Annotated in this window: 20 protein-coding genes and 2 pseudogenes; 13 read left to right on the top strand and 9 right to left on the bottom strand. The window is 67.3% G+C overall.

The annotated features are described in order from the left end of the window. Both VQ042_RS02285 and lpxB read left to right on the top strand, forming a co-directional pair. Nucleotides 1–903, top strand: a complete 903-nt coding sequence (locus tag VQ042_RS02285; RefSeq protein WP_331815020.1) for an LpxI family protein — start codon at nt 1–3, stop codon at nt 901–903. Next, the gene (lpxB, locus tag VQ042_RS02280; RefSeq protein WP_331815018.1) at nt 900–2,075 is read left to right on the top strand and encodes a lipid-A-disaccharide synthase; all 1,176 of its coding nucleotides are present in this window, start codon (nt 900–902) and stop codon (nt 2,073–2,075) included. Before VQ042_RS02285 ends, lpxB begins: the two co-directional genes overlap by 4 nt. Before the next feature lie 54 nt (nt 2,076–2,129). On the opposite strand, the gene gltA is transcribed toward lpxB, so the two are convergent. Together gltA and gltX are read right to left on the bottom strand one after the other, a co-directional pair. Continuing rightward, entirely contained in the window at nt 2,130–3,422 is a 1,293-nt protein-coding gene (gene gltA / locus VQ042_RS02275; RefSeq protein ID WP_331815015.1) for a citrate synthase, read from the bottom strand. Nucleotides 3,423–3,567: 145 nt separating this feature from the next. Further along, a complete protein-coding gene (gltX, locus tag VQ042_RS02270) occupies nt 3,568–4,989 on the bottom strand; it encodes a glutamate--tRNA ligase (RefSeq protein WP_331815012.1) in 1,422 nt (473 codons plus the stop codon). 113 nt (nt 4,990–5,102) lie between these two features. Between gltX and VQ042_RS25905 the strand changes: the two are divergent. After that, nucleotides 5,103–5,675: pseudogene (locus VQ042_RS25905) on the top strand (hypothetical protein); the annotation flags it as partial. 1 nt (nt 5,676) lies between these two features. Beyond that, nucleotides 5,677–7,521 carry a ComEC/Rec2 family competence protein gene (locus VQ042_RS02260; protein WP_331815006.1) on the top strand — a complete coding sequence of 615 codons (1,845 nt, stop codon included), beginning with the start codon at nt 5,677–5,679 and terminating at the stop codon, nt 7,519–7,521. 96 nt (nt 7,522–7,617) lie between these two features. Here VQ042_RS02260 and lexA read toward each other — a convergent pair whose 3' ends face one another. Genes lexA through VQ042_RS02230 form a run of 6 tightly spaced genes read right to left on the bottom strand, consistent with a single transcriptional unit; the run spans nt 7,618 to nt 13,848 of the window. Next, nucleotides 7,618–8,337, bottom strand: coding sequence for a transcriptional repressor LexA (lexA, locus tag VQ042_RS02255; protein WP_331815004.1), 720 nt, complete (start codon nt 8,335–8,337; stop codon nt 7,618–7,620). Between the two features lie 43 nt (nt 8,338–8,380). Next, nucleotides 8,381–9,625, bottom strand: a complete 1,245-nt coding sequence (locus tag VQ042_RS02250; protein ID WP_331815001.1) for a molybdopterin molybdotransferase MoeA — start codon at nt 9,623–9,625, stop codon at nt 8,381–8,383. Then, nucleotides 9,622–10,122: a cyclic pyranopterin monophosphate synthase MoaC gene (gene moaC, locus VQ042_RS02245; protein WP_331814999.1), complete on the bottom strand. Its 501-nt coding sequence runs from the start codon at nt 10,120–10,122 to the stop codon at nt 9,622–9,624. Before moaC ends, VQ042_RS02250 begins: the two co-directional genes overlap by 4 nt. Further along, a complete protein-coding gene (gene trpC / locus VQ042_RS02240; RefSeq protein ID WP_331814997.1) occupies nt 10,119–10,934 on the bottom strand; it encodes an indole-3-glycerol phosphate synthase TrpC in 816 nt (271 codons plus the stop codon). The genes moaC and trpC overlap by 4 nt, the downstream gene beginning before the upstream one ends. Next, nucleotides 10,931–11,962 carry an anthranilate phosphoribosyltransferase gene (gene trpD, locus VQ042_RS02235; protein WP_331814995.1) on the bottom strand — a complete coding sequence of 344 codons (1,032 nt, stop codon included), beginning with the start codon at nt 11,960–11,962 and terminating at the stop codon, nt 10,931–10,933. The genes trpC and trpD overlap by 4 nt, the downstream gene beginning before the upstream one ends. Next, a complete protein-coding gene (locus VQ042_RS02230) occupies nt 11,959–13,848 on the bottom strand; it encodes a peptidyl-prolyl cis-trans isomerase (protein ID WP_331814992.1) in 1,890 nt (629 codons plus the stop codon). The genes trpD and VQ042_RS02230 overlap by 4 nt, the downstream gene beginning before the upstream one ends. A gap of 176 nt (nt 13,849–14,024) precedes the next feature. Here VQ042_RS02230 and tpiA point away from each other — a divergent pair, with 176 nt between their 5' ends. The 6 genes and pseudogenes from tpiA (at nt 14,025) to eno (ending at nt 20,514) form a co-directional block, all read left to right on the top strand. Continuing rightward, entirely contained in the window at nt 14,025–14,780 is a 756-nt protein-coding gene (gene tpiA, locus VQ042_RS02225; protein WP_331814990.1) for a triose-phosphate isomerase, read from the top strand. Between the two features lie 116 nt (nt 14,781–14,896). Beyond that, nucleotides 14,897–15,373, top strand: a pseudogene (gene secG / locus VQ042_RS02220) (preprotein translocase subunit SecG); the annotation flags it as partial. Nucleotides 15,374–15,699: 326 nt separating this feature from the next. Further along, nucleotides 15,700–17,328 (top strand): CTP synthase, encoded by a 1,629-nt coding sequence (locus tag VQ042_RS02215; protein ID WP_331814986.1) that lies wholly within the window; start codon nt 15,700–15,702, stop codon nt 17,326–17,328. Nucleotides 17,329–17,408: 80 nt separating this feature from the next. Continuing rightward, nucleotides 17,409–18,275 carry a VOC family protein gene (locus VQ042_RS02210; RefSeq protein ID WP_331815181.1) on the top strand — a complete coding sequence of 289 codons (867 nt, stop codon included), beginning with the start codon at nt 17,409–17,411 and terminating at the stop codon, nt 18,273–18,275. Then, nucleotides 18,272–19,108, top strand: a complete 837-nt coding sequence (kdsA, locus tag VQ042_RS02205) for a 3-deoxy-8-phosphooctulonate synthase (protein WP_331814983.1) — start codon at nt 18,272–18,274, stop codon at nt 19,106–19,108. Before VQ042_RS02210 ends, kdsA begins: the two co-directional genes overlap by 4 nt. A 125-nt stretch (nt 19,109–19,233) precedes the next feature. After that, nucleotides 19,234–20,514 (top strand): phosphopyruvate hydratase, encoded by a 1,281-nt coding sequence (eno, locus tag VQ042_RS02200; RefSeq protein ID WP_331814981.1) that lies wholly within the window; start codon nt 19,234–19,236, stop codon nt 20,512–20,514. 235 nt (nt 20,515–20,749) lie between these two features. Here eno and VQ042_RS02195 read toward each other — a convergent pair whose 3' ends face one another. Next, nucleotides 20,750–21,727 carry a formate/nitrite transporter family protein gene (locus VQ042_RS02195; RefSeq protein WP_331814979.1) on the bottom strand — a complete coding sequence of 326 codons (978 nt, stop codon included), beginning with the start codon at nt 21,725–21,727 and terminating at the stop codon, nt 20,750–20,752. 187 nt (nt 21,728–21,914) lie between these two features. Between VQ042_RS02195 and VQ042_RS02190 the strand changes: the two genes are divergently transcribed. The 3 genes from VQ042_RS02190 to VQ042_RS02180 all read left to right on the top strand — a co-directional run bounded on the left by VQ042_RS02190 (nt 21,915) and on the right by VQ042_RS02180 (nt 25,102). Beyond that, the gene (locus VQ042_RS02190; RefSeq protein ID WP_331814976.1) at nt 21,915–22,223 is read left to right on the top strand and encodes an FtsB family cell division protein; all 309 of its coding nucleotides are present in this window, start codon (nt 21,915–21,917) and stop codon (nt 22,221–22,223) included. A gap of 450 nt (nt 22,224–22,673) precedes the next feature. Beyond that, nucleotides 22,674–23,636 (top strand): pyruvate dehydrogenase (acetyl-transferring) E1 component subunit alpha, encoded by a 963-nt coding sequence (pdhA, locus tag VQ042_RS02185; protein ID WP_442880010.1) that lies wholly within the window; start codon nt 22,674–22,676, stop codon nt 23,634–23,636. Nucleotides 23,637–23,647: 11 nt separating this feature from the next. Beyond that, the gene (locus VQ042_RS02180; protein WP_331814972.1) at nt 23,648–25,102 is read left to right on the top strand and encodes a pyruvate dehydrogenase complex E1 component subunit beta; all 1,455 of its coding nucleotides are present in this window, start codon (nt 23,648–23,650) and stop codon (nt 25,100–25,102) included. Nucleotides 25,103–25,105 lie beyond the last annotated feature (3 nt).

The following is a 25,105-nucleotide window of genomic DNA, read 5'->3' as shown; positions in this document are numbered from 1 at the left end:
ATGGCCGGACTGGCTCCCGATCGGCCGGGCGATGCTCTCGGGCTGGTGGCGGGGGGCGGATCGCTGCCGAGGCTGGTGGCCGAGGCCGCGCGTCGCTCGGGCTGGCGGCCGGTGGTGGTGAGGATCGGCGACGGCATGGCCGACGACTGGTCGGGCTACGAGGGCGGGGCCTTTGCCTGGGGCCGCACCGGCGACGCCATCGCCTACATGAAGTCCTGCGGCGTCCGGCGCATGGTGTTTTGCGGCACCGTCAGCCACCGCCCGGACTTTCGGGCGCTCATTCCCAGTTTCCAGACCCTGATCCGGCTTCCGGCCGCGCTGAAGATCGTGCGCGGCGGCGACGACCGGCTGCTGCGCGCATTGTCGCGCTACATGGAGAAGCAGGGCTTCGAGATGATCGCTGTGCAGGACATCGCGCCGAGCCTTCTGACACCTTGCGGGACGCTCACTCGGCGCGCTCCCGGCAGGGACGAAGAGCAGGCGCTGACCCTCGCTACACGGGCCGCCCATCGGCTCGGCGCGCTCGATATCGGACAGGCGGTGGTGGCCTCCGCCGATCGCGTCGTCGCGCTGGAGGGGATCGAAGGCACGCGCGAGATGCTGCTGCGGGTTGCCGACCTGAAGACGCGTGGCCGGATCGGCCGCTCCGAACGCTGCGTTCTGGTGAAGATCGTCAAGCCGACCCAGGACGAACGCTTCGACCTGCCGAGCATCGGCGACGCGACCATCGCCGAAGCGGCCGCCGCCGGGATCAGCGCCATCGGCATCACCGCAGGGCGCAGTCTCGTACTCGGCATCGACGACGTGCTGGCGGCGGCGGAGGCCAAGGACATCGCCATCGTCGGCCTGGACGATTCGCAGGAGGAGACCCTGGACAATGGCGGCGAGAGGAACCGGCCATGACGACCATCGCCTTCGTGGTCGGGGAAGCCTCCGGGGATCGCATCGGTGCCGACCTGATCCGTGCGCTCCGCCCGAAACTTGGTGAGGACCTGCGACTGGTCGGCCTCGGCGGGGAGGGGATGCAGGCGGAGGGGCTCGACAGCCTGTTCGACATCGACGAGCTCTCGATCATCGGCATCGGCGCGATTCTGGCCCGGTTGCCGCAACTGCTACGCCGGCTATCCCAGGTCACCAACGCGGTGATCTCCGCCCGCCCGGACGTCCTCGTCATCATCGACAGCCCGACCTTCTCGCATCGCGTGGCAAAGCGCGTGCGCCAGGCGATGCCCGACGTGCCGATCGTCAATTACGTCCCACCGACGGTCTGGGCGTGGCGGGAGGAACGGGCGGCGGCGATGCGGGCCTATGTGGACCACGCCATCTGCATCCTGCCCTTCGAGCCGGCCACCATGCAGCGGCTGGGCGGGCCGCCGTCCACCTATGTCGGCCATCCGCTGATGCGGGTGCCGGACCTGGCCGCGATGATCGCCGATCCGGAACGCACGGCGTCTGGCCGGCGCCCGGCCGTTCCGCCCAAACTCCTGATCCTGCCGGGCTCGCGACGCGGAGAGATCAACCGGCTGATCGACGATTTCGGCCGGACTTTCGACGTCCTGCGCCAGCGGATGCCGGGCGTGACCGCCGTCATCCCGGCGATCCAGCGGCACCGCGTCCTGATCGAACAGAAAATCGCCGGCTGGGAGGTCAGGCCCACGGTGGTGACGGGTGAGGCGGCGAAATGGACAGCCTTCGCCGAAGCCGACGCCGCCCTGGCCGCCTCGGGAACGGTGTCCCTCGAACTGGCGCTGGCCGACGTGCCGATGGCGCTGGCCTACAGGCTCGATCCCGTCGCCTACCAGTTCCGCCACCTGATCTCTGCCTGGACCGCGGCAATGCCGAACTTCATCGTCGGCCATGCGCTGGTGCCGGAGCATTTCCACGAATTCGTGCGGCCGGACATGCTGGCCCGCCGGCTCGAACGGCTGATGACGCAAACGCCGGAGCGTGCCGCCCAGCGGGCGGGATTTGCCGAGATCCGGGAAATGATGCGTATCGACGAGGCGCCCGGCGAAGCCGCAGCGGCGATCGTATGCGATTGCATCGCGCGCCGCGGATCGTCTCTCCGCACATAGAAACGGGCGCCGCAGCGCTCGATTCCCATTCCTGCACTCGTGGTCGAAGCCGGTTCAGCCGCGCTGGTCGACGGCGACGTAGTCGCGCAGCTCGGCGCCGGTGTAGAGCTGGCGGGGACGACCGATCCGCTGATGCGGGTCCTCGATCATCTCCTTCCACTGGGCGATCCAGCCGACAGTCCGCGCGACAGCGAAGAGCACGGTGAACATGGTGGTCGGGAAGCCCAGCGCCTTCAGCGTGATGCCCGAATAGAAGTCGACATTCGGGTAGAGCTTCTTCTCGATGAAATACTCGTCGGTGAGGGCGATGCGCTCCAGTTCCATCGCCACTTCGAGCAGTGGGTCGTCCTTGATGCCGAGTTCGTCGAGGACCTCGTGGCAGGTCTTCTGCATGATCTTGGCGCGCGGATCGTAGTTCTTGTAGACGCGGTGCCCGAAGCCCATCAGGCGGAACGGGTCGTTCTTGTCCTTGGCGCGCGCGATGAATTCGGGAATCCGGTCCTTGGTGCCGATCTCCATCAGCATGTTGAGCGCGGCCTCGTTGGCGCCGCCATGGGCGGGGCCCCAGAGGCAGGCAATGCCGGCGGCAACGCAGGCAAACGGGTTGGCACCCGACGAGCCGGCGAGGCGAACGGTCGACGTCGAGGCGTTCTGCTCGTGATCGGCGTGGAGGATGAAGATCCGGTCCATCGCCCGCGCCAGCACCGGGTTGATCCGGTAGGGCTCGCACGGAACCGCGAAGCACATGTGCAGGAAGTTCTCGGCATAGGCCAGGTCGTTGCGCGGATACACGAAGGGCTGGCCGATATGGTACTTGTAGGCCATCGCCGCGATGGTCGGCATCTTGGCGACCATCCGCAGGCTCGCCACCATCCGCTGGTGCGGATCGGCGATGTCGGTGGAGTCGTGATAGAACGCCGACAATGCGCCGACCGAGCCCACCATGACGGCCATCGGATGCGCGTCCCGGCGGAAGCCCGTGTAGAACCGGCTCATCTGCTCGTGAACCATGGTGTGGCGGGTCACGCGATAGACGAAGTCGTCCTTCTCGCGAGTCGTCGGCAGTTCCCCGTAGAGCAGCAGGTAGCAGGTCTCGAGGAAGTCGCCGCGCTCGGCCAACTGGTCGATCGGGTAGCCGCGGTGGAGCAGCACGCCCTCGTCACCATCGATATAGGTGATCTTGGATTCGCAGGACGCCGTCGACGAGAAACCCGGGTCGTAGGTGAAGAGTCCGGTCTGCTTGTACAGCGCGGTGACATCGACCACGTCGGGTCCGATGCTGCCGCTGCGAACAGCCAGGTCCGCATCCTTTTCACCCAGTTTGAGCTTCGCCGACTGTTCGGTCATGCGTTTTCCCTTCGATGATAGCCGCGCAGGCATGGACCTCTTGCAGCGCACACAGATTGTTCAGATGCCTGACTACTCCAAAGCCATGAAGCCGACAAGTTTCCGGTCACGCCATGTGTTGCGGCGCAACAGTCGCGTCTAACAATCAGGCAGACTGGTCGGCGAGCCTTGCCAGCGATTCCTCCCGGCCGAGAACGGCCAGAACGTCGAACACGCCCGGTGACGTAGTGCGACCGGTGAGGGCCGCACGCAGTGGTTGCGCAGCCTTGCCCAGCTTCAGGTCGTTTTCCTCGGCATAGGCGCGCACGGCAGCTTCCAGATCCGCCGCCGTCCAGTCCGGCACCGCCTCGAAACGCTGTGCGAGCGCGCCGACGATGGACCGACCGCCATCGGCGAGAATCGCCTCGGCCTTCTCCGCGATCGGCAAGGGCCGGTCGGCGAAGAGATAGGCCGTGCTCTCGGTCAGCTCGACCAGCGTCTTGGCGCGTTCCTTCAGGCCGGGCATCGCGGCCGACAGCTTGGTGCGAACCTCGTCGTCGGTGCGCGTCTTCAGGATGCCGCCATTGGACAACACGTCGCGCTCGGCCATCAGCATGTCGACCAGCTCCGCGTCTTCGCTCCGGCGAATCCAGTGGCCGTTCAGCGCCTCCAGCTTGGCGAAGTCGAAGCGCGCGGCACCCTTGTTGATCTCCGCCAGGTCGAACCATTCGATCATCTCCTCGGTGGAGATGATCTCGGAATCGCCATGGCTCCAGCCCAGCCGCACGAGGTAGTTGCGCAGTGCCACCGGCAGATAGCCCATTGCCTGATAGGCCTCGATCCCCAGCGCGCCGTGGCGCTTGGAGAGCTTGGCCCCATCGGCCCCGTGGATCAGCGGGATATGCGCCATCACCGGCACCTCCCAGCCCATCGCCTGGTAGATCAGCGTCTGGCGACCGGCATTGGTCAGATGGTCGTCGCCGCGAATGATGTGGGTCACGCCCATGTCGTGGTCGTCGACGACCACGGCCAGCATGTAGGTCGGGCTGCCGTCCGAGCGCAGCAGGACGAGATCGTCCAGATCCTTGTTGGGAAAGCGGACGTCGCCCTGGACCTTGTCACGGACGATCGTCTCGCCGTCCAGCGGCGCGCGCAGCCGGATCACCGGCTTGACGCCGTCCGGCGCCTCGGACGGGTCGCGGTCGCGCCAGCGGCCGTCGTAGCGGGGCGGGCGCTTCTCGGCCCGCGCGGTCTCGCGCATCTCCTCGAGCTCGGCCTGGCTGGCGTAGCAGCGATAGGCCTGGCCCTTGGCGAGCATCTCCTCGACCACCTCGCGGTGGCGCGGCGCGCGCTCGTACTGGGAGACCGGCGGCTCGTCCGCGGTCAGGCCCATCCAATCGAGGCCATCGATGATGGCCTTGACCGCCGGCTCGGTGGAGCGGGCCCTGTCGGTGTCCTCGATCCGCAGCAGCATCTTGCCGCCCGTTGCCCGGGCATAGAGCCAGTTGAACAGCGCCGTGCGCGCGCCGCCGATGTGCAGGAAGCCCGTCGGCGAAGGGGCAAAGCGGGTCACCACGGCGTCCGTCATGGTCTCTCCGATATTGATACGATGGAAGGTCGGGGCGATCGGCATGGATCGCTTTCGCATGGCGGCTGTGTACCATAGGCGAGGGGAGAGACAAGCCGACGGGACCGGAGGGCATGGAGAGCGCCACCGACCGCGACGCAGGCGCAGATGCGGCCATTCGGCGGCGAGCCTTTCCGCACGCCATGCTCCCCCGATGGCCGGCGAGCCCCCGGCTGCCGCCGCACACGGCCTGGCGTGACGCGCTTGCGGAATGGCTGCAGGGCCAGCTCGCCCTCGAGACACGCGCCCGGTCCGGCTTTCACCTGGTGCCGCTGGGGCTAATGATCGGCGTTGCGGTCGTCCATGGGGGCGGATGGGCGCCGAGCCTCTGGCTCGTCGTTGCCGCCGCCATTGCGATGCTCGGCCTCGCCACACGGACGGTCGGCCAGCCGGTGCTGCATCCGTTCCTGATCTGCGCCGGCTTCACGCTGGTCGGGACTGCGCTGGCCATCGGCGAATATCAACGCACCGACACGACGATCATCTCGGGCCAGGCCACCGTACGGATCGCCGGTCATGTGGTGTCCCGCGAGCGCACCGAGAACGGGCGCTACCGCTATGTGATCGATATTGCCGAGACGGAACGGCCGGTCCTGTCGCGGCCGCCGGAGCGCGCGCGAATCGTCGTCGGCAGCCGCCACGATCCGATTGCGCCAGGCGGCCTCTATCGGGGTCTCGTGCGGCTCGGCCCACCATCCGGACCGGGCCTATCCCGGTGCCTACGATTTCGCTGTCGCGCCCTTCTTCGACGGCATCGGCGCCTTTGGCTATTCGCTCGGCCCGCCGGAGGCGCGACCGGCGGCTCTCGCGGTTCCCGATGCGGCGCCCGGCCTCGTCGGCCGCCTCCGGCGGATGCAGACCGACACGCGTCTTGCCCTGACCGAGCGCATCCATGAGGTCATCGGTGGTCGTGAAGGCGCGATCGCCGCGGCGCTCATCACCGGCGAGCGGGCCGGCATCCCCGAGGATGCGCGCGAATGGCTGCGAGGCACGGGCCTGGCCCATGTCCTGTCGATCTCCGGCATGCACATGGCAATCGTGGCGGGATTCGCCATGCTTCTTGTGCGGGCGGCGCTGTCGCTCCTGCCGGCCATCTCGCTGCGCGTGCCGGCCAAGAAGATCGCCGCTGTCGCCGCGCTGATTGTCGCGACAGTCTATCTCGGGGTCTCCGGCGCCAACGTCGCCACGCAGCGCTCCTTCATCATGCTGGCGATCATGCTGGGGGCCGTCCTCCTCGACCGGCCCGCCCTGACGCTCCGCAATGTCTCGATCGCTGCCATCGTCGTGATTCTCATCGCCCCGCACGCGGTGATGACCGCCAGCTTCCAGATGAGCTTCGCCGCAACCGTCGCCCTGATCGGCGGTTATGCGGCCCTATCGCAATGGCGGGCGGCGCGCGGTCGCGGCCGTGAGGTGGATCCGGGCCTGGGCGGAAAGATCCTCGTCGCGGTCGCGGTCGCGGCGATCGCGGCCACGTCACTCTTTGCCGGCACGGCGACGGCGCCCTATGCCGGCTATCATTTCCACAGGCTGGCAGTCTTCGGATTCGTCGCCAATCTCCTGACCATGCCGCTGTTCAGCCTGTGGATCATGCCGCTGGCCCTGGTGGGGACACTGCTGGTTCCCTTCGGTCTCGATGCCCTGCCGTTTCAGGCGATGGGCGCGGGCATCTGGCTTGTGCTGGAGATCGCGCGCAACGTCTATGCCGTGCTGCCGGACCAGGCGATCGGGCGGATGACCGCGCTGGGGCTGATCCCGCTGACGGCCGCAATCCTGACGGCGTCCTGTCTCGCCAGCCAGTTGCGCTGGTTTGCGGTGCCGCTGGCGGTTGTCGGCCTGCTCGCGACCCCCGTCAGGACCGCGCCACCGGAGCTTTTGCTCTTCGAGGACGGCAAGGAGGTCGCGACGTTGGACGAAAACGGCGCGCTCGCCTTCCTGAGGGCACGCCCCAGCGCCTTCGTCGCCGACCAATGGGAGCGGGCTTTCGAGGCCCGCGCGCCGCGGGCTGCCTCGGCCGACCGGCAGCGCCCGACGGTTCCGGCCGATTGCGCAGCTGAATATTGCCGTTTTGCGACCCGCAGCGGATTGTGGGTGATCTGGACGGAGGATTACGCCCGGACGGGTGACGCCTGCGACGAAGGGGATGTGGCGATCGTCTCGCGGGCGATCCGCCTTAGTGCATGTCGTTCGGGCGCCATTCTGGTGACGCTGCGCACCCTGCGGCACAGTGGCTCGCTGGCCATCAGCCGGGATGCGGCGACCGGCCGACCCGTGGTCGTGCAGGCCATCGAGGATCCGCCGACGCGGTGGAAAGCCCATCGCCTGGCGCCCTGGCCCGAATACTGGCGCAAGCCGGCCGCACCGGATGCCGAGCCGCCAGCAGCGCAAGCTCCGCCGCGGCGGGAGGCGCCGGGCACCGCCGCGAACATGCAGACGCCGCCCGCCGGACCGGCCCCGAATCCGGACGCCGCTCGCGCGGCAGATGCCGAATAACGGCCGGTCGAAAGTCCGCGTCAGGCGCTTCGACGCGCACCTGACCGAAAACGCTGAACCGGGCCTTTGCGAACAGCACCTGCCGGCGAAGCCCGATCAGTAGCGACGGATGAGCCCGACCAGCTTGCCCTGCACCTTGACGCGGTCGGGCCCGAAGATCCGCGTCTCGTAGGCGGGATTCGCCGCTTCCAGCGCGATCGTGTCACCGCGCCGGCGAAACCGCTTCAGCGTCGCTTCCTCGTCGTCGACCAGTGCGACCACGATCTCGCCCGGCGTTGCGGTCTCACCGCGGCGGATGACCACCGTGTCGCCGTCGAGAATGCCGGCCTCGATCATTGAGTCGCCCTTCACCTCGAGGGCGTAATGCTCGCCGCTGCCCAGCATGTCCGGCGGCACGACGATGGAATGGGTGTTGTGCTGGATGGCCGAGATCGGCACGCCGGCGGCGATACGGCCCATGACGGGGATCGACGTCGATGCGGCTGCCCTGGCCGGTTGCGCCTGGGTGGCCGCCGCGGGGCGGCCCGTATCGCGGCTGCCTTCGATGACGCTCGGCTTGAAGCCGGTGCGTCCGACCGGAGCCGGGCGGTTGCCCTGGATCGATTCCGGCAGTTTCAGGATCTCGAGCGCCCGGGCCCGGTTGGGCAGGCGGCGGATGAAGCCCCGCTCCTCGAGCGCGGTGATCAGGCGATGGATGCCGGATTTGGACCGCAGGTCCAGCGCATCCTTCATTTCGTCGAAGGACGGGGGCACGCCGGTCTCGCGCACCCGATCGTTCACGAACACCAGAAGATCGTGCTGTTTGCGCGTCAGCATCCGGGCGACTCCTCAAAACAAAACCTGAACAAACCTATCTGTTCTAGTTGTGTTCTGCAAGTGGCTCCAGCGCCGTCAGGGGGACATAGTCGCACGGATCGCCGATTTGCGCGGGTGCCGCGCCGACGGGGCGAACCAGCAGGGCATCGGCGGCGGCATAGATCGACAACAACGACGAATCCTGCCGCGGCAGCGGCACGATCCGGGGCGGGCCAGCGTCGTCCGGCTTGATCCGGGCGCGAACGAAATCCGTGCGGTCGCCGTTTTCCGGCATCGGCGCAGCGAGGATCCCCCGGCGTCGGAGGGGCCTGTCCGGGCGGCCCGCGAGGCGACGGACCAGTGGCGCAAGGAACAGCGTCGCCGCGACCATCGAGGAAGCGGGATTTCCGGGCAGGCCGACGACGCGCATGTCGCCGAGCCTGCCAGCCATCAAGGGCTTGCCGGGGCGCATCGCCACCTTCCAGAAATCCAGCGAGACGCCGCGGGCGGCGAAGACCTTGCCGACGAGGTCGTGGTCGCCGACCGAGGCGCCGCCGATGGTGACGAAGATGTCGGCGCCGTCGGCCAGCGCCTTGGCCAGCTGCGCGTCGATGGCCGATTCCCGGTCGGGCGAGATCCCGCAATTGAGCGGCACGCCGCCGGCCTCGCGCACGAGCGCGGCCACGCCGAAGGTGTTGGACGCGACGATTTGCGAGGGGCCGATGGCTTCGCCGGGCAAGACGAGTTCGTCGCCTGTGGCCAGGATCGCCACTTTCGGCCGGGCGCGGACGCAGAGGTCCGGATGGCCGCCGCTGGCCGCCAGGGCGATCGCGCCGGGTGTCAGCACCGTGCCGGCGGACAGGAGCGGCGTGCCTTCGGCAAAGTCTATCCCGGCAGGACGGATGTGCTGGCCGACGACGACCGGCGTCGTGGCGGTGACGGTGCCGCTCTCGCGGTCGGCATTTTCCTGGATGAGGATGGCATCGGCGCCCGGTGGAACCGGCGCGCCGGTGGAGATGCGGATGGTTTCGCCAGGTTGCAGCGTGCCGTCATAGGCATGGCCGGCGGCCGCTTCGCCGACGAGGCGCAGTGGCCGGAAAGGGGCTCCGTTCCCGCCGATATCGGCGGCGCGGACCGCATAGCCGTCCATGGCCGATGCGTCGAAGCCGGGCTGGGTGCGCAGCGAGCCGGTGTCGGCGGCCAGGATGCGTCCCGACGCGTCGCGCAGGGGCAATGTCTCGGTGTGCACCAGGGGCAGGGCGTCCTCGACGAGGAGACGATAGGCCTCCTCGACGGGGATCAGGCTCATGAGGATGCGCCCGCGGACCAGTCGCCGGAGCGGCCGCCGGATTTGGCCAAGAGGCGGATGCCGCTGATCGTCATCGATCGATCGACGGCCTTGGCCATGTCGTAGATGGTGAGACAGGCGACCGAGACGGCCGTCAGTGCTTCCATCTCGACGCCCGTCTTGCCGCCAACGCGCGCCGTGGCCGTCACCCTGAGGCCGGGCAGCGCCGGTTCGGCAACGATCTCGACGCCGATCTTCTCGAGCATCAGCGGATGGCACAGCGGGATCAGCTCATGGGTCTTCTTGGCGGCCATGATGCCGGCGACACGAGCAATGCCGATGACGTCGCCCTTCTTGGCTTCGCCTGCCAGGATCAGTTCGAGAGTCGCCGGCTGCATCATCACGAGGCCCTCGGCCTCGGCGACGCGCACGGTCTGCTGCTTGTCGCCGACATCGACCATCGACGCGGCACCGGTCGAGTCGAGATGCGTCAGGGCGGCATCGCGGGATTCGCTCATGCCGGCACCGGCGCAGCAGGTGACCCGCCCAGGAGGGCGCGGGTGGCCGCCTCGACATCGTCCTGGCGCATCAGGCTTTCGCCGACGAGGAAGGTGCGGATGCCGTGGCCCGCGAGGCGCAGGCAGTCGTCATGGGTGAAGATACCGCTTTCGCCGACGAGGATGCGATCGTCCGGGACCAGCGCGGCGAGCCGCTCGGAGGTTTCCAGCGAGGTCTCGAAGGTGCGCAGGTTCCGGTTGTTGATGCCCAGCAGCGGCGTGGCAAGGGCGAGGGCCCGCTCGGTCTCGGCCTCGTCATGGACCTCGACCAGGACGTCCATGCCGTAGGCCATGGCCGCCGCTTCCAGATCACGGGCCAGCGCGTCGTCCACCGCCGCCATGATGATCAGGATCGCATCGGCGCCCCAGGCGCGGGCCTCGGCCACCTGATACGTATCATAGAGAAAATCCTTGCGCAGCGCCGGCAGCTTCGTCGCCGCGCGGGCCGTCGTGAGGAAGGCCGGATCGCCCAGGAACGACGGTTTGTCGGTCAGAACGCTGAGACAGGCGGCACCGCCGCGCTCATAGGCGGCGGCGAGCGCCGGCGGGTCGAAATCGGCGCGGATCAGCCCCTTGGATGGGCTCGCCTTCTTCACCTCGGCGATCAGGGCCAGGCCGGAGCCGCGATGGCGCGCCGTTATCGCGGCAGTGAAGCCGCGCGGCGGCTCGACGGCAGCGAACTGCGCTTCGAGATCGGCCTGCGAGACGCGCTGCTTGGCGGCGGTGATCTCGTCGCGCTTGTAGGCCTCGATCCGCTGCAGGATGTCGCTCATTTCGTCTCCGCGGCAATCATCTGGGTGACGGCGGCCAGTCGTTCCAGGGCCGCGCGGGCACGGCCGCTGTCGATGGCATCGGCGGACTTGACGATTCCGTCGCGCAGGTCGCCCGCATGGCCGGACATGACCAGCGCGCCGGCGGCATTCAGCAGTACGATCTCGCGATAGGCATTGTCGGCGCCGTCGAGCACGGCCCGCAGCGCTGCGGCGTTGGTGGCCGCGTCGCCGCCCTTGATGTCGGCCAGCGGCCAGCGGCGCAGGCCCACATCCTCCGGCTCGATGGCGAACTGGCGGATCTCGCCATTTTCCAGCGCCGCCACTTCGGTGGTGCCGCAGACGGTCATCTCGTCCAGCCCGTCGCCATGGACCAGCCATGCGGATTCGGTGCCCAGTGCCCGCAGCGTCTCGGCCATCGGCACGAGCCAGTCGCGCGAGAACGAGCCGAGCAGCAGCTTGCGGACGCATGCCGGGTTGGACATCGGTCCGAGCAGGTTGAAGATCGTGCGGGTACCGAGTTCGACGCGGCTCGGGCCGACGAACCGCATGGCGGCGTGGTGGGTCGGCGCGAACATGAAGCAGATGCCGGCATCGCCGAGGGCGCGCGAGATGGCCTCGGGCTTCAGGTCGACATTGACGCCGAGCGCCATCAGGACGTCGGCGGCGCCCGACTTGGACGACAGAGCGCGATTGCCGTGCTTGGCAACGACGAGGCCGCAGCCGGCCAGCACGAAGGCCGAACAGGTCGACACGTTCAGCGTGCCTGCGTGATCGCCGCCGGTGCCGACGATGTCAACGGCCTCCGCAGGGGCCTCGACCCGCAGCATGTTGGCCCGCAGGACGTCGACGGCGCCCGCCATTTCCTCGACGGTCTCGCCGCGCACCCGCAACGCCATCAGGAAGCCGCCGATCTGCGACGGTGTCGCCTCGCCGGACATCATCACCGAAAACGCGGCCTTGGCCTCGTCGCGGTCCAGGCTCTCGCCGGCGGCGACCTTGGCAAGGAAGGGTTTGAGGCTCTGGCTCAACGGATCAGTGCCTTTGCCCGCTCGATACCGGCCGGATGGACCGCGATGGGGGTGTCGTTCTGCAGGAGGGACACGTAGCTCTCCAGAACGTCGTTCTCCAGCATGCCGGTCATCTGGCTGCGCTCGTTGGCCGCGACACTGGAGGCGGGATCTGCCGGCGGCGCAACCTCGCTGACCCGAAGGACGACCTGCGAGCCCGCCTCGCGCCCGGCGGCGGTGGCGACCGTGCCGGGGCCACCGGAGAAGGCGGCGTTCACGCCGGCCTGGCCGAGCTCGGACGCGCCGGACTGACGGGAGATCGACGCAGCGGTACGGGCCTCGACACCGGCTGCCGCGGCAACTTCGGCGATGCTCTGCCCGGCTTCCAGTTCGCTCTTCATCTGCGCGGCGCGCTCGGCGAGCAGGCGATCGGTCTCGGCGGCCTTCCAGTCGGCGATCACCCGGTCGCGCACCTCGTCGAGCGTGCGGTCGCGGGCGGGATCGATGCTGATGACGTCGTAGAAGACATAGCCGTTGGACTGGAAGTTGATCGGCACATTGTCCATGCCCGGCTCGGTCTCGAACACGCCGGGCAGGAATTCCTGCGCCGAAGGTTGTTCGGGGACGGGCTGGCCGTCCGGTCCGTTGCCCTCGCGGTCGACCGCCGGGATCGTCTGGACCGTGACGCCGGCGCTCTGCGCTGCCTCGGCGAAGGTGGCGCCACCGGCACGTGCGTCCTCGAATGCGTTGTAGGCGGAATTGGCCGTATCGTTCGCAGCGACCAGCGCCAGGGCCGAACGGATCTCGTCGGACACCTCTTCGAGCGGCTGCACCGCACCTGGCTGGATCTCCGCGACCCGCAGCAGCACCGGCCCGAAGGCTCCGTTGACCACGTCGGACGTCTCGCCTTCGGCCAGGCCGAAGGCGGCGTCGGCCACGGTGGCGTCCGGGATCTGCGCGCGGCTGACGAGGCCCAGATCGATGTCGGCCGGGCTGCGTCCCGCATCCCTGGCGACGTCTTCGAAGCTGGCCCCGCCATCGAGCTTCGCCTTGGCCTCGGTCGCCGCCGCCTCGTCGGGAAAGGCGATCTGCTGCACGCGGCGCTGCTCGGGTGTCGTGTACCGATCCTTGTACTGCTCGTAATCCTCCGCGACCGCCTCGTCTGTGATCGTCGACGGATCGGCCAGCGCTTCCGGCGTCAGGACGGCGAAGGAGACGGAGCGATATTCGGGAGCGGCGTAGCGCTGCGTATTCTCCGCGAAATAGCTTGCGAGAACTTCTTCGGACGGGTCGGCGACCGACGGGATGACGGCAGGCGTCAGCGTCATATATTCGACGGTGCGTCGCTCGCCATTATAGAGGCCGAGCGCCGTGGCGAAGGCGTCGGGAATGACGATGCCCTCGGAAACGGCATCGACGATCTGGCTGCGCACCGCCTGGTTCTCCTGGCCGCGAATGTAGTCGGTCTCGCTGATCCGGGCGTTGTAGAGGGCGTTCTGGAACTGGGCCCGCGAGAAATTCCCCGAGGCGTCCTGAAATGTCGGATCCTCCGCAATGACCTGGGCCAGGCGATCCTGCGACAGGCCGAGATCGATGCGGCGGCCCTGTTCGTCCAGGACTGCGCCCGCGACGAGCTGGCTGATGACCGACTGGCTGATGCCGAACATCTCGGCTTCCTCGGCCGTCGGCTGGCGGCCGATCTGGCTGGCGAGCCGGGATTCGGCGCGGTTGTAGGCCAGGGCATAGTCCTGCAGCGAGACTTCGGTCTCGCCGGCGGTCAGCACGGCATTTGCCACGCTGCCGCGGAACACGTCGCCGATACCCCAGACCGCGAAGCTGAGGACCAGCAGGCCGAGCAGGATTTTGGCCGTCCAGCCGGAGATGCTGCCGCGGAGCGTGTTGAGCATGATGGTCTCCCGTTCGCCCCACGGGTCGCCGAGCGAGACGACCGAGGGCATTCTGTTGTGTGCCTTTTAGGAAACCGTACAGGTCCGACGCAAGCGACACGCACGATTGATTTACGCCCTTTCATGCGTAAGGTCCGCGCCGGGCCGTGGGCGCCTGACAAAGATGGGAGAACACGATGGCACCGAGGCCGCTGATAGCCGGAAACTGGAAGATGAACGGGCAGCTCAGGGACCTGGCGGAGCTTCAGGCCATCGCCGATGCCGGCCGCAACGGTCTGAACGAGGGCCGCGATATCCTGATCTGCCCGCCGGCCACCATGCTGTCGGCGAGTTTCGGCATTCTGGGCGATGTCGCCGCGGTCGGCGGGCAGGATTGCCATCCGGCCGACAGTGGCGCCCACACCGGCGACATCGCAGCGACGATGCTCAAGGATGTCGGTGCCCGCTATGTGATCGTCGGCCATTCCGAGCGGCGCGCCGATCACGGCGAAAGCGACGAACTCGTCCGCGCCAAGGCCGAGGCGGCGATGCGTGCCGGGCTGATCGCGGTGATCTGCATCGGCGAGACGGAGGCCGAGCGCGACGCCGATGCCACGACGGACGTGCTGGATCGGCAGCTGGCCGGTTCGCTGCCGGACGATGTGGATGGTGATCAGGTGGTGGTGGCCTACGAGCCCGTCTGGGCCATCGGCACCGGCAAGACCCCTACGGCGGACGACGTGCGCGACATCCACGCCTTCATTCGCAGGCGCCTCGTCGATCGCTTCGGCGATGCCGCTGACGGCGTGCGGATTCTCTACGGTGGTTCGGTGAAGCCGGCGAACGCAGCCGAATTCCTGGCGATCGACAATGTCGACGGGGCCCTGGTCGGAGGCGCGAGCTTGAAGGCGTCGGACTTCGTCGCGATATGCCAGGCATCGCCGACGGCCTGACCAAAACGCTGCGAAGTGCGGGCCCGATCGCCCGCAATTGCCGAATACGGTTGGAAAGCGGGCGGCGCTTCTGTAGAAGGCGCGCAATCCTCGAATAGACGCGTTGCGAAAGTCCCATGGAAACCATTCTCATCATCATCCACTTGATGATCGTCGTGACGCTGGTCGTCGTCGTCCTGCTGCAGCGCTCCGAAGGCGGCGCGCTGGGCATTGGCGGTGGCGGCGGTGGCATGATGTCGGCGCGTGGAGCCGCCAATGCGCTGACTCGCACGACCGGCATCCTGGCCGCGGCGTTCTTCATCACCTCGCTGTCGCTGGGTGTCCTTGCCCGCTATGGCGCGCAGCCGACCGACATCCTCGATCGCCTGCCGGTCAACCAGAGCGGCCAGAGCGCCCCGGTGGGTGACGGCGATCAGGGCGGCAGCCTGCTGGATCAGCTGGGCGGTCTTCCCGAGCAGCAGGCACCGGCGGCAGGCCCCGCGGCGAACGACGCCGCCCCGGCAGCTGCCGATGCGCCGAGCGCCGCTCCGTCGCTGCCCGAGAGCGCACCGGCAGCCCCGGCGACCGAGACCACTCCGGCACCGGTCCCGGCCGAGCCGGCAGCGGATGCGACGATCGTGCCTGAAGCCGACGTTGGCCCGGCAGAGGTCGAGGCCCCGGCAGAGGGCGAGGAAATCCCGGCCAACCCGGCCGAGGATTCGCCAGCCGTTGAAGACACGCCGACCGTTCCGCCCGTCGAGGCGCCCGCGGCGGGCACGGAACGCCCCGCGGACGAGACCGGCACCCCGCTGAACAGGCAATAACACGCAATCTGCCGTCCGAGCTTCGCCGGCGGGGCCCCTTCGGGTGCCCCGCCGGTTTTTCGTTTGCGTAAAAAGTGACTGGCGGAATCACCTCCGCCGCGATATCGGGAAGGCCCATGGCGCGATATATCTTCATCACTGGCGGCGTGGTCTCTTCTCTTGGCAAGGGCATTGCATCGGCCGCTCTCGGTGCTCTCCTGCAGGCACGCGGCTACCGCGTGCGGCTGCGGAAACTCGATCCCTACCTCAACGTCGATCCCGGCACGATGAGCCCGACCCAGCACGGCGAGGTCTTCGTCACTGACGACGGTGCCGAGACCGATCTGGACCTGGGCCATTACGAGCGGTTCACCGGACGCTCGGCCAACCGGATGGACAACATCACCACCGGGCGGATCTACCAGGGGATCATCGCCAAGGAGCGCCGCGGCGACTATCTCGGCGCAACGGTCCAGGTCATTCCCCACGTCACCGACGCCATCAAGGAATTCGTCCTCGACGGCAACGAGGACTTCGACTTCGTGCTCTGCGAGATCGGCGGCACGGTCGGCGACATCGAGGCGCTGCCGTTTTTCGAGGCGATCCGCCAGCTCGGCAACGACCTGCCGCGCGGCGGGGCGATCTACGTCCATCTGACGCTGATGCCGTACATCCCGACGGCGGGCGAGCTGAAGACCAAGCCCACCCAGCATTCGGTGCGCGAACTGCGCGCCATCGGCATCCAGCCGGACATTCTTCTCGTGCGCGCCGACCGGCAGATCCCGGCCGAGGAGCGGCGCAAGATGAGCCTGTTCTGCAACGTGCGCGAGACGGCGGTCATCCAGGCACTGGACGTGGCCACGATCTACGACGTGCCGATCGCCTATCACCACGAAGGCCTCGACACCGAAGTGCTGGCCGCCTTCGGCATAGACCCGGCGCCCAAGCCGCAGCTGCAGCTCTGGCACCAGGTGACCGACGGCATCCGCCATCCGGAGGGCGAGGTGACCATCGCCATCGTCGGCAAGTATACGGGCCTCAAGGACGCCTACAAATCGCTGATCGAGGCGCTGCAGCATGGCGGCATCGCCAACAAGGTGCGCGTCAAGCTCGACTGGATCGAATCGGAGGTCTTCGAGCAGGAAGACCCGACGCCGTATCTGGAGCGGGTGAACGGCATTCTCGTGCCGGGCGGCTTCGGCGAGCGCGGGTCCGAGGGCAAGATCCTCGCCGCGAAATTCGCCCGCGAGCGCAACGTGCCGTATTTCGGCATCTGCTTCGGCATGCAGATGGCGGTGATCGAGGCGGCCCGCTCGCTGGCCGGCATCGAGAACGCCGGGTCCACCGAGTTCGGCGATCCCGGGGAAGCCGTCGTCGGCCTGATGACCGAATGGCTAAAGGGCAACGAGCTGGAGCAGCGCGCCAAGAAGGGCGACCTCGGCGGCACGATGCGGCTGGGATCCTATGCCGCGAGCCTCAAGGAAGGCTCGAAGATCGCCGAGATCTACGGTGGCACCGCCATCGAGGAACGCCATCGCCACCGCTACGAGGTCAACCGTGCCTATCGCGAGCCGCTGGAGGCCGTCGGCATGAGCTTCGCCGGCATGTCGCCCGACGGGCTGCTGCCGGAGACGATCGAACTCGCGGACCATCCCTGGTTCATCGGCGTGCAGTACCACCCCGAGCTGAAGTCACGGCCCTTCGAGCCGCATCCGCTGTTCGCCTCCTTCATCGCCGCCGCGGTGGAACGCTCGAGACTGGTCTAGCGCCGGGTCGAACTGGCCGCCTGCCGCGGCCATGCGCCGGACATCTGGCATTGCTGGGGGAGATCGAATAGGCCGTGACCATGCGCGCGATCGATCACCTCGTCCTGCCCTTTGCCGACCTTGCCGCTGCGAGGCAGCGCCTGGCCGCCCTCGGCTTCACCGTGGCGCCGGACGCCGCTCATCCGTTCGGGACGGGCAATGCCTGCGTGTTCTTCGCCGACGGCATCTATCTGGAACCGCTTGCCGTGGTCGATCGCGATGCGCAGGCGCGGGCGCTGGCCGACGGCAATCTCTTCGTGGCGCGCGATGCCGCGCTCCGGTCCGCCTATCCGCTGCCCGCCATCTCCGCGCTGGCCCTGCAATCGCCCGACGCGACCGGAGACCGGGAGAGGCTCGCCGCGCAGGGCCTTGCCGATTTGGGCCTGGTCGAGTTCGCACGGCCCTTCCGCCGCGACGACGGCACGGCCGACGAATTGTCGTTCCGCCTGACATTCGCCCGCACCCTGCCGGGCTTTGCCGGCACGCTGTTCTTCTGCCAGAAGCTGCATGTGAGCGCGCCGGATCGGTCGGTGCTGACACGCCACGCCAATGGCGCCGAGGGCCTCGCGCGGATCGTCCTTGCCGGCGACATGCCCAGCGACGCACGGCAGCTTCTGGAAGCTGCGGCGGGTGAGACCATCGGCCAGGGCACCGACGGCATCGAGCGCCTGGCCTTCGGGACTGCCGAACTGGAAATCCTCCCGGCTGCCCATGCGGCATCGCGCTATGGAATGGCCGTCACCGGCGCCGAACTCTGCTTTGCCGGTATCGTTCTGTCCGTCGCCTATATCGCCCGCACGCGGGCAGCGCTCGGCCCGCTCGCCGCAACGGACACCGACGGGCGAATCGTCGTGCCGCTCGGTGCGGACGGCAGCCCCTTCATAGCCTTCGAGGAGACATACCCATGACAGCGCCGAACGGCAGCGTCGCGGCCCGCAAGGCCGTGTTCGACAATTCCCGACCCTTCGCGCTGATCGCCGGTCCGTGCCAGATGGAAAGCCGCGATCATGCGATGATGGTCGCCGAGACGATGAAGCGGATCACCGACGATCTAGGCATCGGCTACGTCTTCAAGGCCAGCTTCGACAAGGCCAACCGCACGAGCCTTACGGGCAAGCGCGGCATCGGTCTGGCCGACGCGCTGCCGGTCTTCGAGGAGGTCGCGCGGACCTTCGACCTGCCCGTGCTGACCGACGTGCACACCGAGGAACAGTGCCGCGAAGCGGGCCTGGTCTGCGACATCCTGCAGATCCCGGCTTTTCTTTGCCGGCAAACTGACCTTCTGATCGCCGCGGCCGGGACCGGGCGGGTGGTCAACATCAAGAAGGGGCAGTTCCTGGCACCCTGGGACATGAACAACGTCCTGACAAAGGTGACCGACAGCGGCAATCCCAACGTGCTCCTGACCGAGCGCGGCGCCTCCTTCGGCTACAACACGCTGGTGTCGGATTTCCGCGCGCTGCCGATCATGGCCGGGATGGGCGCGCCGGTGGTCTTCGACGCGACCCATTCGGTGCAGCAGCCGGGCGGGCAGGGCGGCTCGTCGGGCGGCGACCGGCGCTTCGTGGAGACGCTGTCGCGGGCGGCCGTGGCAGTCGGTGTCGCCGGCCTGTTCATCGAGACCCACGAGGATCCCGACAACGCGCCCTCGGACGGCCCGAACATGGTGCCACTGGCGCAGATGCCGGAACTCCTGAAGCGCCTGCAGGCGCTGGACGCGGTCGCGAAGTCCTTCGCCTGACGCCGCCATCGCCCGCTGTGGCGGGCGTCCGACCCGGGGCTTTGCCGACTTCCGCGAGAATCGGTTCAATCCGTCACACGCCTAGTCTAGAAGGCTGGCGAACACCACGCTTGGAGACACGCCGCATGACCGCCATCATCGACATCATCGGACGCGAAATTCTCGACAGCCGGGGCAATCCGACGGTCGAGGTCGACGTCATTCTCGAAGACGGCACGCTAGCCCGCGCAGCGGTCCCGTCCGGCGCCTCGACCGGCGCCCACGAGGCCGTGGAGCTGCGCGACGGCGGCAGCCGCTACATGGGCAAGGGCGTGCAGAAGGCGGTCGCCGCGGTCAATGGCGAGATCCTGGAGGCGATCGGCGGCTACGAGGCCGAGGACCAGATCCGCATCGACGCCGCCATGCGCGACCTCGACGGCACCGCCAACAAGAGCCGGCTGGGCGCCAACGCCATTCTCGGCGTTTCCCTGGCGGTGGCGAAGGCCGCGGCCGATGCGGCGGCGCTGCCGCTCTATCGCTACGTCGGCGGCGCATCGGCGCATGTCCTGCCGGTGCCGATGATGAACATCATCAATGGCGGCGCCCATGCCGACAACCCGATCGACTTCCAGGAATTCATGATCATGCCGGTGGGCGCCGAGCGCTTTTCCGATGCGCTGCAGATGGGCGCGGAGGTCTTCCACACGCTGAAGACGATGCTGAAGGATGCCGGCCACAACACCAATGTCGGCGACGAGGGCGGCTTCGCCCCCAATCTCGGTTCGGCCAAGGAAGCCCTCGACTTCGTGATGAAGGCGATCGAGAAGGCCGGCTACGCCCCGGGCGAGGACATCTTCATCGCGCTCGACCCGGCCTCGACAGAGTTTTTCAAGGGCGGCGTCTATGATCTCGAAGGCGAGGGGCGGAAGCTCTCGCCCGCCGACATGGCCGCCTACTACGGCGAACTCGCCTCGGCCTACCCGATCATCTCGATCGAAGACGGTATGGCCGAGGACGACTGGGATGGATGGAAGGCACTGACCGACAATATCGGGTCGAAGGTCCAACTGGTCGGCGACGATCTCTTCGTCACCAATTCCGAACGCCTCCGCGAAGGCATCAAGAAGGGGGTCGCCAATTCCATCCTGGTGAAGGTCAACCAGATCGGCACCCTGTCGGAAACGCTCGACGCCGTCTCGGTCGCGCATCGGGCTGGCTACACGGCGGTGATGTCGCATCGCTCCGGCGAGACCGAGGATTCGACCATCGCCGATCTGGCCGTCGCGACGAATTGCGGACAGATCAAGACCGGCTCGCTGGCGCGCTCGGACCGACTTGCCAAGTACAACCAGTTGCTGCGGATCGAAGAGGAGCTGGGCGACCAGGCGGTCTATGCCGGCCGCTCGGTCCTGCGTTCGCGCGGCTGACATACGATTTCTGTCAGTAGGACAGGCAAGACTCTGAACACGACGAAGGGCGCCGGCTTCCGCGGGCGCCCTTTTTTCGTGGCCGTCCGGTCCGTTGCCGCGCTGGTCGAGCCTCTCGTCCGCCGGAACGTCGAAGCCGAGCCGGCACACCAGGGGCGGTGTTCCCAAACGAGATCGCGGGTCCGGCCTGACAGCCCCGGCGGGTGAGCGGGCGGCCACCCTCCACCCGCCCGTGTCAGGCAAGCTTGGCACGCTCCCCGGGCTTGCGACCCTTGGCGCCGAGCATCCATTCCCGCCAGGACAGGCGGTCGCCATAGCGCTCGAACAGGGCCGAATCCTCGTGGGCGGCGAATTGCGCGTAGTTCAGTACCGCCACGAAGGTCACGCCGCCGATCGTGTTGCCGAGCAGGACGGGCAGGACGAAGTTCGGCAGCAGCGGCAGGAACGCGACCTCCTCCAGGCGGAAACTGAGAAAGAAGACCTCCACCGACGAGGTGATGACGTGGAAGAAGCCGCCGACCCCGACGAAATACATCAGCAGCCAGACGAACAGGATCTTGGACACGGTGTCGCGTCCGCCATGCACGAGCCAGACCATCGCCGCGACGATCCAGCCGGCGATGACGCCCTTGGAGAACAGCGAGAACCAGTCGGTTTCGTAGGCTTCCCGGCTCATCTCGATGGCCAGAGCCAGCCGTTCGGGAGCCATGACGTCGAAATAGGCCAGCAGGCCGGCGGCCCCGACCGCACCGATCATGTTGGCGAGCAGGACCACGCCCCACAGGCGCAGCAGGTTGCGCAGGCTGGCGAGCTTGGTGAGCACCAGGACCACCGGCGTCAGGGTGTTCTCGGTGAAGAGTTGGTAACGGCCGAGGACGATGATCAGGAAACCGACCGGATAGAGCAGGTTGCCGAGGAGGCCGGGGGTCTCCTCGCCGCCGGCCTCGGTGAACACCACGCGGGCGAGGAAGGTCAGCCCGAGCGCGCCACCGGCCCCCAGGCCGCTCCAGAAGAGATAGCGGCTCGAGGCGTTCAGTTCGTCGTCGGCAGTGGACAGCACGCGGGCAAAGATCTCCTCGAAGGCGAAGAAATCCGACAGGGTCTCGCCCTCCGACGGAGCGTTGTGGAGGTTCTCCTCCGGGTCGGTCATGCGCATCGCCTCTTGTTCTTCCTCGTGGCGATCCGCTTCGGCGTCGTCTTCGCTCCGTGCCATGTGATTGTCCTCGATGGGGCTGCGGATATCGCGCCGGTGCCGTCGATCTAGCGCCGCGGCGCGGTTGCGGAAGGCCGCTGCTTGGCCGGCGGACAGATTCGCCTCGGGTCCGTCCCGCGTCGACGAGGCGCCGTGGTTTACGCAGCCTTAAGCGGGACGTGCGAAAAGCACCGGAAAGGAGGGCCCGATGCGCACCATCCAGAAACGCCAGAACCGGATTGCCGGACTGATTGTGCCGGCCATCACCGCGAGTTTTCTCGCGTATTTCGCCATCCACGCCCACAGCGGCAAATACGGGATCGAGGCCAAGGCCGAATTGTCGCGCGACCTCGCGGTCAAGAGCGCCCGCCTCGACGAGCTGACGGTGAAACGCGAGCGCCTGGAGCGCCGCGTGCAGTTGCTGCATGACGGAACGCTGGAGCGGGACATGATCGACGAGCGAGCACGCCGTGCTCTGAACGTGACGACGCCGGAAGAGATCGTGATACTGCGCTAGACAGCGTGGTCATGCGTGACCCGTGCGTTGAAGCCGCGGCAGGGGATTTATTCAGCAGCGTCAGTTGTTTGGCGGGGCGAGTGAGAATCGTGCCAGCACGAGCTGCAGGGGATCGGGCACGCCAACGCACACGGCCGACGAGTTTAAACGCAATTCCGGTTCAATTTGCTGCGTCGCAGCAACTAAACCGAATACTGATTAAACCACCGTCGGTCGCTTGATGGCGGGGTGGGACCATCTATACTCGGGGTGAATTGTAGCCGCGAATTGGCGGATCAAGACCCGGAGGCAGCGTTGGCGGCCAGGCAGAGCAAGACACCCGCATCGAAGAAGGCCGCTGGGCCTACCGGCGATGGCGCAATCACGTCGGCGGATTCGTCCGCCGAGATCGTCAAGACGCTGGAGCATTTCGACCCGCCCCAGCCCGCAAAGTTCTCGAAGGAAGAGGAAATGCGCGCCTATCGCGACATGCTCCTCATCCGCCGCTTCGAGGAGAAGGCCGGCCAGCTCTACGGCATGGGCTTCATCGGCGGTTTCTGTCACCTCTATATCGGCCAGGAAGCCGTTGTCGTCGGCATGCAGATGGCAATGAAGGAAGGCGACGAAGTCGTCACCGGTTATCGCGACCACGGCCACATGCTGGCGACCGGCATGGAAGCCCGCGGCGTCATGGCCGAACTCACCGGCCGTCGCTCGGGCTATTCCAAGGGCAAGGGCGGCTCGATGCACATGTTCTCGAAGGAGAAGAAATTCTTCGGCGGGCACGGCATCGTCGGGGCGCAGGTGCCGATCGGTACCGGGCTGGCCTTCTCCAACCGCTACAAGGGCAACGATGCCATCTCGATCACCTATTTCGGTGACGGCGCCGCCAATCAGGGGCAGGTCTACGAGAGCTTCAACATGGCCTCGCTGTGGAAGCTGCCGGTTATCTACGTGATCGAGAACAACCGCTACGCCATGGGCACCTCGGTGAACCGGGCATCGGCGGAGACGAATTTCGCCCATCGCGGCCTGTCCTTCAAGATTCCCGGCATTCAGGTCGACGGCATGGATGTGCGCGCGGTCAAGGCGGCAGGCGACCTGGCCGCCGAGCATTGCCGAGCCGGCGAGGGACCGATCATCCTCGAGATGATGACCTATCGCTATCGCGGGCATTCCATGTCCGACCCGGCGAAATACCGCACCCGCGACGAGGTCCAGAAGATGCGGTCGGAATCCGATCCCATCGAACAGGTCAAGCGCCGGCTCATGGAAGAGCAGGGCATGTCCGAGGACGACGTCAAGGACATCGACAAGAAGGTCCGCGAGATCGTCGCCGACTCGGCGGATTTCGCTCAGAACGACCCTGAGCCGGACGTCTCCGAGCTCTGGACCGACATCTATGCGGATGAGCTTCCGCAGGCGGGCGAGTAAGGGGGACCGACATGCCGATTCAAATCCTGATGCCTGCCCTGTCCCCGACCATGGAGGAGGGCAACCTCTCCAAATGGATCAAGCAGGAAGGCGACACCGTCGCGCCGGGCGATGTGATCGCCGAGATCGAGACCGACAAGGCGACGATGGAAGTCGAGGCCGTCGACGAGGGCAAGCTGGGCAAGATCCTGGTTCAGGCCGGCACCGAGGGCGTGCGGGTCAATACCCCGATCGCGTTGCTTCTCGCCGAGGGCGAGGACGAGGACGCGCTGGAAGAGGGCGCGGCAACAGCTGCGACATCTGCCGACGACTCGGCCGCGAAGACCGCGCCGCAGCCGTCCGAGACGGAAACCGCGGCGCCGTCCGGCAACGCTGGTAATGGTGATATCGAGACGCGCCGCGTTCCGGCCGAGGGCAAGGTCCATCCTGAGCCCGAGGACGATGTCGGCGCGTTCGGCCAGGAAATCCCGGACGGCACCGAGATGGTGGCGACCACGGTCCGCGAAGCGCTGCGCAGCGCCATGGCCGAGGAACTGCGCCGCGACGACACGGTCTTCGTCATGGGCGAGGAAGTCGCCGAGTATGAAGGTGCCTACAAGATCACGCAGGGGCTGCTTGCCGAGTTCGGCGCGCGCCGGATCGTCGATACGCCGATCACCGAGCACGGCTTTGCCGGCCTCGGCGTCGGCGCGGCCTTCGGCGGCCTGCGGCCGATCGTCGAGTTCATGACCTTCAACTTCGCGATGCAGGCGATCGACCAGATCATCAATTCGGCGGCCAAGACGCTGTACATGGCCGGCGGACAGATGGGCTGCCCGATCGTGTTCCGTGGTCCCAACGGCGCGGCGGCGCGCGTGGCCGCCCAGCACAGCCAGGACTATGCCGCCTGGTACAGCCACGTTCCCGGCCTGAAGGTCGTGCAGCCCTACACGGCGGCCGACGCCAAGGGCCTGCTGAAATCGGCGATCCGCGATCCCAATCCGGTCGTCTTCCTGGAAAACGAGATCCTCTACGGCCAGAGCTTCGATGTTCCGGCCATCGACGACTGGACCGTGCCGATCGGCAAGGCCCGCATCCACCGCAAGGGCAAGGACGTCACCATCGTGTCCTTCGGCATCGGCATGACCTATGCCGTGAAGGCGGCCGAGGAACTGGCTTCGGAAGGCATCGACGCCGAGGTCATCGATCTGAGGACCATCCGTCCCATGGACATCGAGACGGTGGTGCGGTCGGTCAAGAAGACCAATCGCTGCGTCACGGTGGAGGAAGGCTGGCCGCAGGGCTCGATCGGCGGACATATCGCCTCCGAGCTGATGGTCCGCGCCTTCGATTATCTGGATGCACCGGTCCTCAAGGTCTGCGGCAAGGATGTCCCGATGCCCTATGCGGCCAATCTGGAAAAGCTGGCGCTGCCGTCGGTCAAGGAAGTGATCGATGCGGTCAAGGCCGTGACCTATCGGGACTGACAC

Origin of the sequence: Aurantimonas sp. A2-1-M11 (genome assembly GCF_036549475.1) — a bacterium.
GTDB lineage: Bacteria > Pseudomonadota > Alphaproteobacteria > Rhizobiales > Rhizobiaceae > Aurantimonas.
Note: the sequence above shows the minus strand (reverse complement) of the source record. Positions and strands in the feature narration are given on the sequence as shown.

Excerpts from the sequence above, each read along its gene's own strand:
- VQ042_RS02285 (WP_331815020.1), top strand. The coding sequence starts at position 1 with ATGGCCGGACTGGCTCCCGATCGGCCGGGCGATGCTCTCGGGCTGGTG.
- lpxB (WP_331815018.1), top strand. The coding sequence starts at position 900 with ATGACGACCATCGCCTTCGTGGTCGGGGAAGCCTCCGGGGATCGCATC.
- gltA (WP_331815015.1), bottom strand. The coding sequence starts at position 3,422 with ATGACCGAACAGTCGGCGAAGCTCAAACTGGGTGAAAAGGATGCGGAC.
- gltX (WP_331815012.1), bottom strand. The coding sequence starts at position 4,989 with ATGACGGACGCCGTGGTGACCCGCTTTGCCCCTTCGCCGACGGGCTTC.
- lexA (WP_331815004.1), bottom strand. The coding sequence starts at position 8,337 with ATGCTGACGCGCAAACAGCACGATCTTCTGGTGTTCGTGAACGATCGG.
- VQ042_RS02250 (WP_331815001.1), bottom strand. The coding sequence starts at position 9,625 with ATGAGCCTGATCCCCGTCGAGGAGGCCTATCGTCTCCTCGTCGAGGAC.
- moaC (WP_331814999.1), bottom strand. The coding sequence starts at position 10,122 with ATGAGCGAATCCCGCGATGCCGCCCTGACGCATCTCGACTCGACCGGT.
- trpC (WP_331814997.1), bottom strand. The coding sequence starts at position 10,934 with ATGAGCGACATCCTGCAGCGGATCGAGGCCTACAAGCGCGACGAGATC.
- VQ042_RS02230 (WP_331814992.1), bottom strand. The coding sequence starts at position 13,848 with ATGCTCAACACGCTCCGCGGCAGCATCTCCGGCTGGACGGCCAAAATC.
- tpiA (WP_331814990.1), top strand. The coding sequence starts at position 14,025 with ATGGCACCGAGGCCGCTGATAGCCGGAAACTGGAAGATGAACGGGCAG.
- VQ042_RS02215 (WP_331814986.1), top strand. The coding sequence starts at position 15,700 with ATGGCGCGATATATCTTCATCACTGGCGGCGTGGTCTCTTCTCTTGGC.
- VQ042_RS02210 (WP_331815181.1), top strand. The coding sequence starts at position 17,409 with ATGCGCGCGATCGATCACCTCGTCCTGCCCTTTGCCGACCTTGCCGCT.
- kdsA (WP_331814983.1), top strand. The coding sequence starts at position 18,272 with ATGACAGCGCCGAACGGCAGCGTCGCGGCCCGCAAGGCCGTGTTCGAC.
- eno (WP_331814981.1), top strand. The coding sequence starts at position 19,234 with ATGACCGCCATCATCGACATCATCGGACGCGAAATTCTCGACAGCCGG.
- VQ042_RS02195 (WP_331814979.1), bottom strand. The coding sequence starts at position 21,727 with ATGGCACGGAGCGAAGACGACGCCGAAGCGGATCGCCACGAGGAAGAA.
- VQ042_RS02190 (WP_331814976.1), top strand. The coding sequence starts at position 21,915 with ATGCGCACCATCCAGAAACGCCAGAACCGGATTGCCGGACTGATTGTG.
- pdhA (WP_442880010.1), top strand. The coding sequence starts at position 22,674 with ATGCGCGCCTATCGCGACATGCTCCTCATCCGCCGCTTCGAGGAGAAG.
- VQ042_RS02180 (WP_331814972.1), top strand. The coding sequence starts at position 23,648 with ATGCCGATTCAAATCCTGATGCCTGCCCTGTCCCCGACCATGGAGGAG.